This is a genomic window from Streptosporangium sp. NPDC002607, assembly GCF_053592655.1.
Genome location: NZ_JBSFWD010000001.1, coordinates 65410 through 78040, shown reverse-complemented (window position 1 = coordinate 78040; position 12631 = coordinate 65410). Strand labels below are relative to the sequence as shown.

At 69.0% G+C, this 12631-nt stretch carries 11 protein-coding genes; 5 read left to right on the top strand and 6 right to left on the bottom strand.

Annotation, left to right across the window (positions count from 1 at the left end; translation table 11 throughout):
- Positions 1-32 precede the first annotated feature (32 nt).
- The 3 genes from ACWD3H_RS00355 (at position 33) to ACWD3H_RS00345 (ending at position 2828) form a co-directional block, all read left to right on the top strand.
- Positions 33-1268, top strand: a complete 1236-nt coding sequence (locus ACWD3H_RS00355) for an acyl-CoA dehydrogenase family protein (RefSeq protein ID WP_355550242.1) — start codon at positions 33-35, stop codon at positions 1266-1268.
- Complete coding sequence (locus ACWD3H_RS00350) at positions 1265-2116, top strand: SDR family NAD(P)-dependent oxidoreductase (protein WP_451953502.1); 852 nt, start codon at positions 1265-1267, stop codon at positions 2114-2116. Before ACWD3H_RS00355 ends, ACWD3H_RS00350 begins: the two co-directional genes overlap by 4 nt.
- A gap of 124 nt (positions 2117-2240) precedes the next feature.
- On the top strand, positions 2241-2828 hold the full coding sequence (locus ACWD3H_RS00345; RefSeq protein WP_355550247.1) for a DsbA family protein: 588 nt from the start codon (positions 2241-2243) through the stop codon (positions 2826-2828).
- A 94-nt stretch (positions 2829-2922) separates the two neighbouring features.
- Here ACWD3H_RS00345 and ACWD3H_RS00340 read toward each other — a convergent pair whose 3' ends face one another.
- Entirely contained in the window at positions 2923-3147 is a 225-nt protein-coding gene (locus tag ACWD3H_RS00340) for a ferredoxin (protein ID WP_451953501.1), read from the bottom strand.
- On the bottom strand, positions 3141-4340 hold the full coding sequence (locus tag ACWD3H_RS00335) for a cytochrome P450 (RefSeq protein ID WP_451953500.1): 1200 nt from the start codon (positions 4338-4340) through the stop codon (positions 3141-3143). The genes ACWD3H_RS00340 and ACWD3H_RS00335 overlap by 7 nt, the downstream gene beginning before the upstream one ends.
- Before the next feature lie 104 nt (positions 4341-4444).
- Between ACWD3H_RS00335 and ACWD3H_RS00330 the strand changes: the two genes are divergently transcribed.
- Entirely contained in the window at positions 4445-5068 is a 624-nt protein-coding gene (locus ACWD3H_RS00330; protein WP_451953499.1) for a TetR/AcrR family transcriptional regulator, read from the top strand.
- A 75-nt stretch (positions 5069-5143) separates the two neighbouring features.
- Here ACWD3H_RS00330 and ACWD3H_RS00325 read toward each other — a convergent pair whose 3' ends face one another.
- The 3 genes from ACWD3H_RS00325 to ACWD3H_RS00315 all read right to left on the bottom strand — a co-directional run bounded on the left by ACWD3H_RS00325 (position 5144) and on the right by ACWD3H_RS00315 (position 8518).
- Positions 5144-6229, bottom strand: a complete 1086-nt coding sequence (locus ACWD3H_RS00325) for a cytochrome P450 family protein (RefSeq protein WP_451953498.1) — start codon at positions 6227-6229, stop codon at positions 5144-5146.
- A 615-nt stretch (positions 6230-6844) separates the two neighbouring features.
- Entirely contained in the window at positions 6845-8023 is a 1179-nt protein-coding gene (locus ACWD3H_RS00320; RefSeq protein WP_451953497.1) for a globin domain-containing protein, read from the bottom strand.
- A gap of 66 nt (positions 8024-8089) precedes the next feature.
- A complete protein-coding gene (locus tag ACWD3H_RS00315; RefSeq protein WP_451953496.1) occupies positions 8090-8518 on the bottom strand; it encodes an RrF2 family transcriptional regulator in 429 nt (142 codons plus the stop codon).
- A 243-nt stretch (positions 8519-8761) separates the two neighbouring features.
- Here ACWD3H_RS00315 and ACWD3H_RS00310 point away from each other — a divergent pair, with 243 nt between their 5' ends.
- Entirely contained in the window at positions 8762-11053 is a 2292-nt protein-coding gene (locus tag ACWD3H_RS00310; RefSeq protein WP_451953495.1) for a protein kinase domain-containing protein, read from the top strand.
- Between the two features lie 153 nt (positions 11054-11206).
- Here the strand turns inward: ACWD3H_RS00310 and ACWD3H_RS00305 are convergent, their stop codons facing one another.
- A complete protein-coding gene (locus ACWD3H_RS00305) occupies positions 11207-12610 on the bottom strand; it encodes a cellulose binding domain-containing protein (protein ID WP_451953494.1) in 1404 nt (467 codons plus the stop codon).
- Between the last annotated feature and the right edge of the window lie 21 nt (positions 12611-12631).

Sequence of the window (12631 nt, the reverse complement as noted above, 5' to 3'; positions counted from 1 at the left end):
GACCTGCCGGTCACCGGTAAGGGGAGGACCCCATGGCCATTGATTTCACCCTCGCCCCCGAGCACGAGGAGATCCGTCGCCGGGTACGGGCCTTCGTCCAGGAGACCATCATCCCGGCCGTCAGCGGCTTCGACGACGAGGAGAAGGTGACCACCCGCGACGAGTACATCCGGGTCATCTTCGAGCTGCGCGAGAAGGCGCGGGCCGAGGGGCTGTGGCTGCCGCACATGCCCAAGGAGTGGGGCGGCATGGGCCTCGGCCACGTCGAACTCGCCATGGTGCAGTCCGAGGCCGCCAAGACCCGGCTCGGGCCCTGGGTCCTCAACTGCGCGGCGCCCGACGAGGGCAACATGCACACGCTGCTGCACTGGGCGACCGACGAGCAGAAGGAGAAGTACCTCAAACCACTGCTCAAGGGCCACAAGATGTCATGCTTCGCGATGACCGAGCCGGAGGTGGCCGGTTCCGACCCCACGCTCATCCGCACCCACGCCGTCAGGGACGGCGACGAGTGGGTCATCAACGGCCACAAGTGGTTCATCTCCAACGCCCGCCGTTCGAGCTTCGCCATCCTCATCGCCAAGACCGAGCTCGACGTGCCCGAGGGCTCGCGCGGCGGCAACACGGCCTTCCTCATCGACCTCCCGCAGCAGGGGTGGAACGACGTCCGCGAGGTCGAGACGATGCACGGCTCCACCGGCCACAGCGAGATCGTCATCACCGACCTGCGGGTGCACGACGGCCAGATCCTCGGCGGGCGCGGCAACGGCCACCGGCTCGGCCAGTACCGCCTGGGCCCGGCGCGGCTGGCGCACTGCATGCGCTGGATCTCCCAGGCCGAGACGGCGCTGGACATGATGGTCGACCGCGCGCTCAACCGCTACAGCCACGGATCGCTGCTGGCCGAGAAGCAGGGCATCCAGTGGCTGATCGCCGACTCGGCGATGGAGCTCTACCAGTGCAAGCTGATGGTCCTGCACGCCGCTTCGAAGATCGACAAGGGCGAGGACTTCCGCACCGAGGTCTCGATGGCGAAGCACTTCGTGGCCAACAGCCTCAACCGGATCGTCGACCGGGCGATCCAGGTGCACGGCGCGCTCGGCTACTCGACCGACACCCCGCTGGCCAACATGCTCCAGCACGCCCGCTGGGCCCGCTTCGCGGACGGTGCCGACGAGATCCACCAGATGCGCATCGCCGAGCGTACGATCGCGGCGTACCAGAGCACGGGTTCGACCAACGCCGCGACCGGAGGGCTGCCACTTTGACCACGGAGAAGACGGGTACCGGCGGCTGGTCCGCCGGCGGCGGGGGCGGGCTGCTCAGCGGGCTGGGGACCGAGAGCCCGGCCGAGGCGTTCAACGTGGTCCGCAGTGACCGGCTGGAGGGCAGGGTCGCCCTGGTCACCGGCGGCGGCAACGGCATCGGCGCGGGCGTGGCCCGGCGGCTGGCCGAGGGCGGGGCCCGCCTCGTTCTCGCCGACGTCGACGACGCCGCGGGCGAGAAGCTCGCCGACGAGCTGGACGCGACCTATGTCCACTGCGACGTGTCCCGGCTGGAGGACAACGAGGCGGCGGTGGCGACCGCGGTCGAGCGGTACGGCAGGCTCGACCTCGCCTTCCTCAACGCGGGCATCACCTCGGGCTGCGGGCTGGGCGAGGACTTCGACATCCGCCGCTACCGCCTGGCGATGGGAGTCAACCTCGACGGTGTCGTCTTCGGGGCGCACGCCGCGATCCCGGCGCTGCTGGCGGCGGGCGGCGGCACGATCGTGGCGACCGCCAGCATGGCGGGTATCGTCGGCATCCCCTCGGATCCCATCTACGCCGCCAACAAGCACGCCGTCGTCGGGCTGGTCCGCTCGCTCGGCCAGGATCTCCAGCCGCGGGGGATCAGGGTGCAGGGGCTCTGCCCCTCGTTCGCCGACACCGCGATCCTCGGCGAGGGCAGGGAGACGCTCCAGCAACTCGGCTTCCCGATCCTGGAGGTCTCGGCGGTCGTCGAGACGTTCGTCCGGCTGCTCGACAGCGAGGGCACCGGCGAGTGCTGGTTCGTGATCCCCGGCCGTGAGAGCCAGCCCTTCTCCTTCCGCCGCGCTCCGGGACCGCGAGTCTGAGCGGGTGCGGTTTGTCCGAATTTTGGTGGTTCATGGGCTCTGGTGGTCCGCCACGGGGTAGAGCACGAAAGGGGGTGGACCCGCGGGGGGCCGCGACCCTCTTCCGCGTCGCGGGGAGGAACACATGACAGCTCGACCGCATCGGCCCACACGGCCGGCCAGGGTGCCCGCCGACGCCTCCACGGCGGGAGACGGTATCGCCGTGGGCTCTGGTCCGGTCATCGTGGACGCCTACATCGACTTCCTCTGCCCGTTCTGCAAGGCGTTCGAGGAGGCGGCGGGACCGGCGCTGGTAAGGCTGGTGGCGGACGGGGCGGTCAGCCTCGTCTACCATCCCATGGGCTTCCTGGACGAGCTCTCCACCGACCACTACTCCTCCCGCGCGTCCGCCTCCTCTGGTTGCGCCTCGGACCGGGGAAGGTTCGTCGAGTACGTCCATGCGCTCTTCGCCGACCAGCCCCCGGAGGGAGGCCCGGGGCTCACCGACGACGAACTGGTCGAGGTCGGCCGCCTCGCGGGGATCACCGATCCGGGGTTCGGCGGATGCGTGCGCGAGGGCGTCTACCTCGACTGGGCCGCCCACGTGACGGAGACGGCCATCGAGCGCGGAGTGAGCGCCACGCCGACGGTCCTCGTCCAGAACGTCCCGGTACCCGCCAACGCGCAGGCCATCCTCACCGCCGTGCTGGCCGTCGCCCGCTCGCGCCGGTGACCGGCGGGGGCCGGAGCCTCGGCCCCCGCCGTACATCGGGAAGTGCCGGAATCCCGCGTTCCCTGACGTGCGGGATCCCGGCGTCTCCGGTACGTCAGGCGGTGCCGGGATCCTCCTGCACCGAGATGGCGCCCGAGGGGCAGAGCCGCTCGGCCCGGCGGACGTCGGCGTGCGACTCGGGCGGCGGTGACTCGTCGAGGAGCACGACGGTGCCGTCATCCTCGCTCTGGTCGAACACCTCCGGCGCGGTGAGCACGCACATGCCCGCTCCGATGCACCGCGACGTGTCCGTGGTCACCTTCAGTGCGTTCTCTACCATCTGACCGGCAGCTCCCGTACGCCGTAGATGGACATGGTGTCGCGCATGCGGACCTCCTGCGCCGGTACGGCGAGTCGTAGATCGGGGAACCGATCGAACAGCATGGGAAACGCGGTGCGCATCTCCACGCGGGCGAGCTGCTGGCCGAGACACTGGTGCAACCCGTGCCCGAATGTCAGATGCCCACTCGCGGGGTGGGTGATGTCCAGACGGTCGGGGTCGGTGAAGCGCGAGGGATCGCGGTTGGCGGCCTGGATCGAGAGGGTCACCACCTCACCCGCCCTGATGAGCTCCCCGCCCACCTCGACGTCCTCCAGGGCGGCGCGGATCGGGCCGATGTGGATGATGCTGAGATAGCGCAGCAACTCCTCGACCGTGTTGTCGATCAGCGAGGGGTCGGCGCGCAGCGCGGCGAGCTGGTCGGGGTGCTGTAGCAGGGCGAACGTGCCGAGCCCGAGCATGTTGGCGGTGGTCTCGTGCCCGGCGGCGAGCAGCAGGAACCCGATGTTGCCCAGTTCCTCGTCGGTCAGCTCACCGCCGGTGACGAGCCCGCTGAGCAGGTCGTCGGCCGGCTCGGCCCGCTTGAACTCGATGAGCCGGGCGAAGAACGCGGCGACGCGGGCGACCGCCGCGCGGATGTCCTCGACGGCGGACTCCAGGTTCAGCAGCACCGCGGTGGCCTGCTGGAACTCCTCGCGGTCGGAGTACGGGACACCGAGCAGCTCGCAGATCACCAGCGAGGGGATGGGCAGTGCGAACTCCCTGACCAGGTCCTGGGGAGGCCCGGCCTTCTCCATCGCGTCCAGCCGCTCCTCGGTGATCTCGTGGATCCTGGGCTCCAGCTGCTTCATCCGCCGCACGGTGAACTGCGCGGTGAGCAGCTTCCGGTAGCGGGTGTGGTCGGGTGGGTCCATCCGGATGAACATGCCGGGGTCGGCCGGGCGGCGCATCTCCTGCATCAGCGGGAAGGGCACCGGGACGTTCAGCAGCTCGCGCCGGGAGCTGAACCGGGGATCGGCCAGGATCGACCGCACCGCGGGGTAGGAGGTCACGAGCCAGCCGACCCGGCCGTCGGGGTAGGTCATCCGGGTGACGGGCCGCTCCTCGCGCAGCGAGGCCAGGCGCTCGGGTGGAGTGAAGGGGTCGGGGCGTCCGAAGGGGAAGGTGATCGCCTCCGCGTGGGACTCTGTCATCGTCGCTCCTATGCAGAGATGCAGCTGGTCTCCATCCAGAAAACTACATCAAATGCAAAGTTACAATAGATGCAGAGTATGGTGCTATGCATTAAGATGTCCGCATGAGTGAGGTTCTGGGACTGCGTGAGCGCAAGAAGCTGCGCACCCGGCACGCTCTCATCGCCGCGGCGATCGAGCTCTTCGTCGAGAAGGGCTACGAGCAGACGACCGTCTCGGAGATCGCCGCAGCGGCCGACGTCTCGACCCGCACCTTCTTCAGCTACTTCGCGAGCAAGGAGGACGTGGTCTTCCACAACTCGCGAGACGGCATCGACCGCGCCCTGCGGGTGATCGCCGAGCGCGGTCCCGGAGACCGGGCGGTCGACCTGCTGAGCCGCGCCATCACCTCGGGGTTCGCCGCGCTCGCCGTCGACGACCAGCTCACCCGTGAGATAGCGCCCATCAACCACCTCATCATGACCGTCCCCTCGCTCAGGGCACGCGGCCTGCTGCTCCTCTTCGACAGCCAGCAGGAACTCGCCGAGGCCCTGCACCGGGCCTGTCCCGACGAGCTGAACCTGGCCGAGGCGTCGGCGGCCGTGGGCGCGGTGATCGGCGGGGCCAAGCTCGCCGCCTTCGTCAGCATGCGGCACGGCGCCTCCCCCGAGGAGATGCTGGAAGCCGGCCGCCAGGCCACCGAGTTCACCCTGAACGGCCTCCGCGCCGCCGCGCCGCCTTCCTACTGAGCCTCCTTCTCCCGGTTCGGGGCGCGGCGGGCCCGCGCTCCAGAAGGCCCGCTTCTCCGAGGTCCGCGAAGGCGATCAGTTCCCGAAGATCAGCGGCAGGTGCGCCGGGCCACGCATGATCAAAGACGGTGCGAACACGACATCGTCCCGGGGAACGGCCAGCGACATCCTCGAAAACCGGCCCAGCGTCCTGCCGATGACGATCTTCGCTTCCAGGCGTGCCAGCTGTGCTCCCACGCAGCGATGAATTCCATGCCCGAACGCCAGGTGGCGCTTGTCTTCCCGCGATATGTCGAAACTGTCGGGAGCCGGATAGTGGGCGGAGTCCCGGTGCGCCGATCCGACCAGCAGCAGGATCGGCTCGTGCGCCGGTATCGTGACTCCCGCGATTTCCACGTCCGTGGTGGGAAAACGCCACATGGGCGATGCGGTGGGGCCGTCGTACCTGAGCACCTCCTCGATCGCGGAATCGATGAGCGTGGGATCCCGACGTAGCAGTGAACGCTGTTCCGGGTGGTCCAGCAGGGCCAGGAAGGTGCTTCCGACCAGGCGTATGGACGTTTCGTATCCGGCCACGATGATTCCGAACACCGTGGTGAGAAGCTCGTCCTCGTCGAGCGCCCCGGGGGTCTGGCTCGCTCGTATCAGATCGGACAGCAGGTCGGCGCCCAGGTCGTCTTTCTTCCGAAGAATGAGGTCGCCGGTATACGCGAGCATGGACTCGATGGCGCCGTGCGCCAGGTGACGCTCGGCCGGGTCGGCCGTGAACATCAGGTCTCCCCATTCCCGCAGCCTCGCGCGGTCGCCGGGCGGGGCGCCCACGACGTCGCAGATCAGCCCGACCGAGAGCGGGGTGGCGAGGTGGTTCATGACGTCCACGGGCTCGCCCGTCGGCACGGCGCCCAGGAGGGCATCCGTCATCTTCTCGATGGCCGCTTCCCACTGGGCGACTCTCCGGCCGCTGAAGGCCGCGGTCGCCGGCTTCCGCAGCCTCGTGTGGTCCGGCGGGTCCAGATTGACCATGGAGCGTTCCGCGATCGTCCCTGAGCCGAAGGCCAGCGAGGCTTCGGTGAAAGCGGGGGACGCGTTTCGGTAGTCGCTGCTGAGGCGGGCGTCCGCGAAACCCTCCCTGACATCCTCGTACCTGCTGATCAGCCACACGCCGACATCGGTGAACGGAATGGTCGTCCGGAAAACGGGATGGTTCTCTCTGAGCCATCTGTAGGTGGGATAAGGATTCTGGAAGAAGTCCGGTGTGAAAACAGGGGGTGTGGTCATCCTGCCGGGCCTTTTCTCTACGGTCGTGCGGTACGGGATTTTTAAGGCGAATGCTCGATATGAAACCGTGCCGATTAACCGGAAATGGTCGACGGTGTCCTGAGCGGACTTCGGCCGGTCGGCTTTGGGGGGTGCGAGGAGTTTGTTCGTCGGGGCTGCCGGAGGGAATATCCGCTGCTCCGGCCGGAGCGGCGAGACGCATCATCTCACCCTGTGCTGCCTTTGTGTCAATCCCTCGACGTCGAATATGGCCTATGCCGCGGCGGGGCCGTTAACACCGGTTCCTTCCCCTCTGGGCTTGACCGGAGGATGCCAAGACATTCTTAAGTCGATGCCAACTTTGAGCCCCGATTCTGTTGCCGATATATGAGACGACGACGCCTGGAAAGGCGGCGGCAGAAAAGGCCGCGAATTCGATCCGCGGTGTCCCGGTGGCCGCCGCGCCGGCGTGCCGTGTCGACCGCCGGCGCCGAGCGTCCCCGTCGGCCGGGAGCGTGCTCAGTCCTGACCGAGCCAGAGGTCGGGGCCGAAGACCTCGTAGTGGACGTCGCGGGCGGGGACCCCGTGGCGGAGCAGGTCCGCGCGCACGCCGCGCATGAACGGCAGCGGGCCGCACAGGTAGGCGACGAGGCCGTCGGGCAGGTCGATCGCGCCGAGGTCGGCGTACCCGACGTGGGGCGCGGGGTCGCAGGAGCACGCGCCCGCCTCCTCGTACCAGCGGTGCAGGGTCGCGCCGGGCAGCTCGGCGACCAGCCGGACGAGCTCCTCGCGGTGGGCGTGGTCGGCGGGGCTCCGGTCGGCGTGGACGACGATCACCTGGCGGGTGGAGCCGGTGGCCGCGAGGTGGTCGAGCATCGACAGCATGGGGGTGATCCCGATCCCGGCGGAGGCGAGCAGCAGCGGGGCGTCACCCGGGGCCAGGGTCAGGTCGCCGTACGGCGCCGAGATGGTGAGCTCGTCCCCGGCCTGGACGTTGGCGTGCAGCCACCCGGAGACCTCGCCGTCGGGTCCTGACCCGCGGGCCCACCTGACGGTGATCCGCCAGTCACCGCGCTCGGGGGCGCACGACAGGCTGTACTGCCGGATCTGCCGTGCCCCGTCGGGCAGGGTGACCCCGACGCTGACGTACTGCCCGGGGGTGAAGGCGAGCGGGATCGACGGGGCGAGGGTGAAGGAGACGGTGTCCGGTGTCTGGCGTCGCCGCTCCAGGACCGTGGCGCGCAGCCAGGGGTCGCCGGGCTCGCGCAGCAGTCGCGCCTCCAGCGCGATCAGCGCGTTGGCCATCAGCCAGTAGACCTCGTCCCAGGCCGCCGCGACCTCGGGGGTGACGGCGTCGCCGAGCACGTCGGAGATGGCGGCGAGGAGGTACTTGTGCACGATCTGGTACTGGTCGGGGGTGACCCCGAGCGAGGCGTGCTTGTGCGCGATGCGGGAGAGCAGCGCGTCGGGCCGCTCGTCCGGCCGGTCGAGCAGGAGGGTGGCGAAGGCGGCGATCGACCCGGCCAGTGCCTGGCGCTGCGTCCCGTCGGCCTGGTTGCCCCGGTTGAAGAGGTTCCTCAGCAGGTCCGGGTTGTCGGCGAACATCGTCGTGTAGAACCGCCCGGTGATCTCCTCCAGGGCCCGCTGGACGGTGGGCAGGGTGGTCCGGACCGTCGCCGCCGATTCAAGAGAGAGCATGCCTTCTCCTTTAATTGGTATATGATCTTCATATTAAAATGCGTGACGAAGGGGGTGGGGCGGGTCTCAGGAAAGATTGATCAGCACCGGGCCGGTCGGCGAGGTGACCAGATCGTCCACGGTGAGCGGGTCGAGCGCCGCGTAGAAGGCCCGCTGGGCGTCGCGCAGCGCGCCGCGCAGGCGACAGGCGGCCCGCAGCGGACACGGGGTGTCGCCCTCGCAGGCGACCACCTCCTCCTCGCCCTCCAGTTCGCGGACCAGCCATCCCAGCGAGGCCTTACGGCCGAAGCCGGTCACCTCCAGGCCGCCGCCGCGCCCCCGGCGGGCGTCCACCACCCCCAGATGCCGCAGGCGCGCGATGGCCTTGGCCGTGTGCGTGTAGGGGATGGCCATGGCGTCGGCCACCTGTCTGGTGGTGAGGACCGTGCCGGGTTCGGCGACCGCCAGCCGCATGGTCACCCGGAGCGCCAGATCCGTGAACTTCGTCAACCGCACGCTAGGACCGTAACAAACATGAATCTCGGTTACCAATTCAGGGTGCGCCTAGGAGAGAGAAGGCGGAGGAGGCGGTCCGGTAGCCGTACGGTCTGTGCCCTGCCGGCCGACATCCCCCTCGTGGCCAGGTGTTTCCGCCGCCTTCCAAGTGAGGTACAAGTGGGCCCTATGATCCTGAACTTTTGGCGCTGAGCCCGTACGAGGTCTCACGTGGGTGCTCATGACGTGAAGGAGGATGTCGTCATGCCGGACCTTGCGCCTCTGCGGCCCGGGGACCCCGAGAAGGTGCGGGAGTACCGGCTCACCGCGCGCCTGGGCGAGGGTGGTCAAGGGACTGTGTATCTGGGCGTCGCCCCCGCGGGGGCTCGGGTCGCGGTCAAGCTGCTGCGTGGTGATCTGGCCCAGGACAGGGAGGCGCTGGAGCGTTTCGTGCGTGAGGTCGACACGGCCCGGCGGGTGGCGACGTTCTGTACCGCCGCGGTGATCGAGACCGGGACGGAGGAGCAGCGGCCTTACATCGTCAGTGAGTACATCGAGGGGCCGACGCTCGAACATGTCGTCGGTGCCGAGGGTCCCCGTGAGGGCGCGTCCTTGCACCGGCTGGCGATCGGTACGGTAACCGCGCTGGTGGCGATCCATCAGGCCGAGATCGTGCATCGTGACTTCAAGCCGGCCAACGTGCTGCTGGCCGCCGACGGCCCCCGGGTGATCGACTTCGGCATCGCCAAGGCCCTGGATCGCACCTCGTCCCTGACCTCGACGGCGATCGGCACACCCCCCTACATGACTCCCGAGCAGCTCGCGGGGCGGGCCGCGGGTCCGGCCGCCGACATGTTCGCCTGGGCGGGCACGATGGTCTTCGCGGCCACCGGGCAGCCGCCGTTCGGTGCCGACAGCCTGCCCGCGATCTTCAACCGGATTCTCAACGCCGAGCCGGATCTGTCGGGGATCGCCGATCCGGCGCTGCGTGACCTGGTGGGGCGGTGTCTGGCCAAGGACGAGAGCCTGCGTCCGACGGCGGGTGAGGCGCTGATGCGCCTGCTGGGCCACGCCGGTCCGGGCGCGCAGGACGGTCTGGGCGGTCTGGACGCGTCGCCTTTCGCCTCGGCCCGGGGCATGCTCGCCGAGGGCGTGGCCGCCGCGACCCAGCGGACCGATCCCGACCATCACCCCTACCCGGGCGGTCCACAGACCGGGGCGCCGTACCGGACAGGCCCCGAAAGCAACCCACCCCACCAGGCCGGACCGGGCGGGTACGCGCCGCACTGGGCCAGTCCGGGTGGGTATTCGCATCAGGTTGATTCAGGTGGGTATCCGCCGCACCAAACCGGTCCGGGGGGGTACTCGTCCCACCCGACTGGACCGGGCGGGTACGCGGCTCACCAGGCAGGGCCGGGCGGGTACTCGCCGCCGTACCGGGCCACGCCTTCGGCCGCGCCGGGGGCGCAGCCGTCCCTCGGCCGGAAAAGGCGCGTGCGCCGGGTCTGGGTCGTGTCCGGCGCCGGGCTCGCGCTCACGCTCGTCGCGGTGACGATCACAGTGGTGGTCCAGAACGGAACCATCCCCGGAACGGGCACCGGCTCGCGGGCGGCCATCACTCCCACCACCACTCCCACCCAGGCCGTCTCCTCGATTCCGCCCGCGGACCAGAAAATCAAACTGCCGGCCACCTCCATCACGATCCACGAGAGCGACAAGGACCCGATCAAGCTCACCTCCTACAACGTGTGGAAGGGAGACGTCCGCCACTCCTACATCCGCAAGGCCGGTACCAACGCGTTCGTCAAGGACGAATCGCACGCCTACTACAGGCTGAACCCCGCCGGCACCCATGCTCTCGCCGTGAACCGCTACTACAGCTCGGACAACTACGAGGTCGTCTCGATCGTCGACCACAAGACGGGGACGAAGAGCGAAATAGAGATCGCCAAGAAGCCGACCATCTCGCTCTACCCGCGTTGGTCGCCGGACGGCACCAAGGGGCTGGTCACCCTGTTCGAGACGATCAAGGAGAACCCGCGCGTCTACGGTTACGCGATCATCGACATCGCCACGAAGAAGGCCTCGGTCGTCCGGGTGAAGGAGAAGGACATCGGGGACTGGAGCTACTTCTGGCGGAATGACAGCCGGGCGGTCGGCGCCTGGGCGGTCACCAAGGACACCAAGCGCATCCGCTTCTACGACCTGCGGGGCACCGTACTGCAGACCCTGCTGGACGTGGGCGATCCGATCTGGGTCGAGGGCGACCACCTCAACCCGTCCGGCACGCTGATGGTCACGTACTGCGAGGAGACCGCGGAGATCTGCCTTTGGTCCGCCGACGCCGACGCGAAGCTGAAGGCTCGGATCCCGTTCGCGACCGGTCGGATCCTCGGCTGGTACGACGACCGGCACATCGTGGCCTGGCGGAGGCAGAGCGCCGGCTACGAGGCGTTGGTGGTCGACTTCAAGGGCAAGGTGAAGCGGGTGCTCGCCGCCAGCACCGACGACAAGGAGTACGAGGACCAGGTACTGAGCTACACCAGGGCCGGCTGAGCGGACGGACGTCGCGCCTCGACGCTCGCCGGGCGCGGTCGGTCGCCCGGCCCGAAGGGCCATGGAAGCGTCGGCGCCTGGGAAAGAGAAAAGGGCACGGCCCGCGCCATAGGCGGGCGCGGGCCGTGCGTCCTGGTCGTGCGGACAGGGATCTCAGGGGTTGGGGACGGTGTCGACCCAGGAGGTGGCGGCGGAGCGGTAGCCGTTGACCCGGTTCAGGACCTCGGCGGGGGCGACCACCTCGTTCTTGGAGTGGTAGAACCAGTCGACCTGCTGGACGTAGTCGCGCGGGGTGGAGCTGCCGACCAGGCCGCCGCTGATGAACCAGAGGTTGAAGTTGACCGACTGCACCGTCTCCGGGTAGTAGATGCCGCCGTGCTCGGCGAAGAGGGCACCGTCGATGTAGTACCTGATCTGGCCGCCGGAGACCTGGAGGACCAGGTCGTGCCAGCCCGCGTAGCTCTGCCTGACCTCGGTGTGGACGTTCACCGCCTCCCAGGGCTCGTTGCGGTACGTCTCCCACGACGTGGTGTACATGATGTTGCCGGGCTCGCCCCAGCCGCCGTTGGGCAGGTACTCGAAGTCCTGCTCGCTGTAGTCGGGGTCCATGTCGAAGGCCAGGGGGGTGATCGTGAAGAAGGTCTGCACGACGTGGTCACCGTCGGGGCCGCTGACCGGGGCGTCGGAGAACTTCACCCGGGCCGCGTAGGTGCCTTCGAGGAACTTGCGCTGGTGCAGTACCTCCGACTGCTGGGTGCCCGCACCGGTGCCGTCGGTGACCGCCTTGAGCTGCAGCGCCTTGTTCGTGCCGGAGACCGTGGGGAAGGTCACGTTCTGCTTGGGCCAGCTCGCGCCGGGCACACCGGGGCCGCCGCTGTTGGTGCGCACCGTCCAGTTGTGCGCGGTGAGGTTGGGGTCGTCGGCGTTGCCGTACGAGAAGTCGTCGAACACCACCCCGCTGCCCCCGGGGTTGGTGGGCGGGACCGACGGGGTCGGCGACGGGGACGGGTCGCCACCCACGGGAGAGGTGCCCCAGACCAGGGCGCCGTTCTGGTAGACGGTGACCTTGGTCCAGTCGCCGTAGGTCGTGCGGGCCGGGCCGAAGGAGTAGTCGTCGCTCTGGGTGATCCGCTGCCAGTCGGACCGGTAGAAGCGCAGCTGCAGGTCACCGGTCTGCGCCCCGGCCGCGAGGTTCCCCGAGGTGAAGCCCACCTCCAGGTAGCGGTCGGCGGTGGCCGTCCCGGGCGAGAGCGTGCCGAAGGCCCCGGTGACCGTGGAGCAGGAGACCACGGCCCACGAGCACGCGAAGCGGTACTGCGTCGCCCCGGAGTCCGCCTTGAAGTAGTAGCGGATCTTCACACCGCTCAGCGGCACGGCCGAGGTGCCGCTGTTGACCAGGTTGAACCACGGCTCGACCTGGTCGGCGGTCGCGCCGGTGGCGCTCGTCTTGTACTGGAGCCTGAGGGACTGCTGGGCGCTGGCCGGGTTCGCCGCGACGCCCACCAGGGCGAGCAGCATGGCGGACACGAGCCCGCCGAGTAACAGCTTTCTGCGCACGTGCTTTCCTTTCCTGGGTTG

Bases quoted from the DNA above. Each gene is read 5' to 3' on its own strand.
- ACWD3H_RS00335 (WP_451953500.1), bottom strand. From the start codon at position 4,340: ATGACAGAGTCCCACGCGGAGGCGATCACCTTCCCCTTCGGACGCCCC.
- ACWD3H_RS00355 (WP_355550242.1), top strand. From the start codon at position 33: ATGGCCATTGATTTCACCCTCGCCCCCGAGCACGAGGAGATCCGTCGC.
- ACWD3H_RS00345 (WP_355550247.1), top strand. From the start codon at position 2,241: ATGACAGCTCGACCGCATCGGCCCACACGGCCGGCCAGGGTGCCCGCC.
- ACWD3H_RS00320 (WP_451953497.1), bottom strand. From the start codon at position 8,023: ATGCTCTCTCTTGAATCGGCGGCGACGGTCCGGACCACCCTGCCCACC.
- ACWD3H_RS00340 (WP_451953501.1), bottom strand. From the start codon at position 3,147: ATGGTAGAGAACGCACTGAAGGTGACCACGGACACGTCGCGGTGCATC.
- ACWD3H_RS00330 (WP_451953499.1), top strand. From the start codon at position 4,445: ATGAGTGAGGTTCTGGGACTGCGTGAGCGCAAGAAGCTGCGCACCCGG.
- ACWD3H_RS00310 (WP_451953495.1), top strand. From the start codon at position 8,762: ATGCCGGACCTTGCGCCTCTGCGGCCCGGGGACCCCGAGAAGGTGCGG.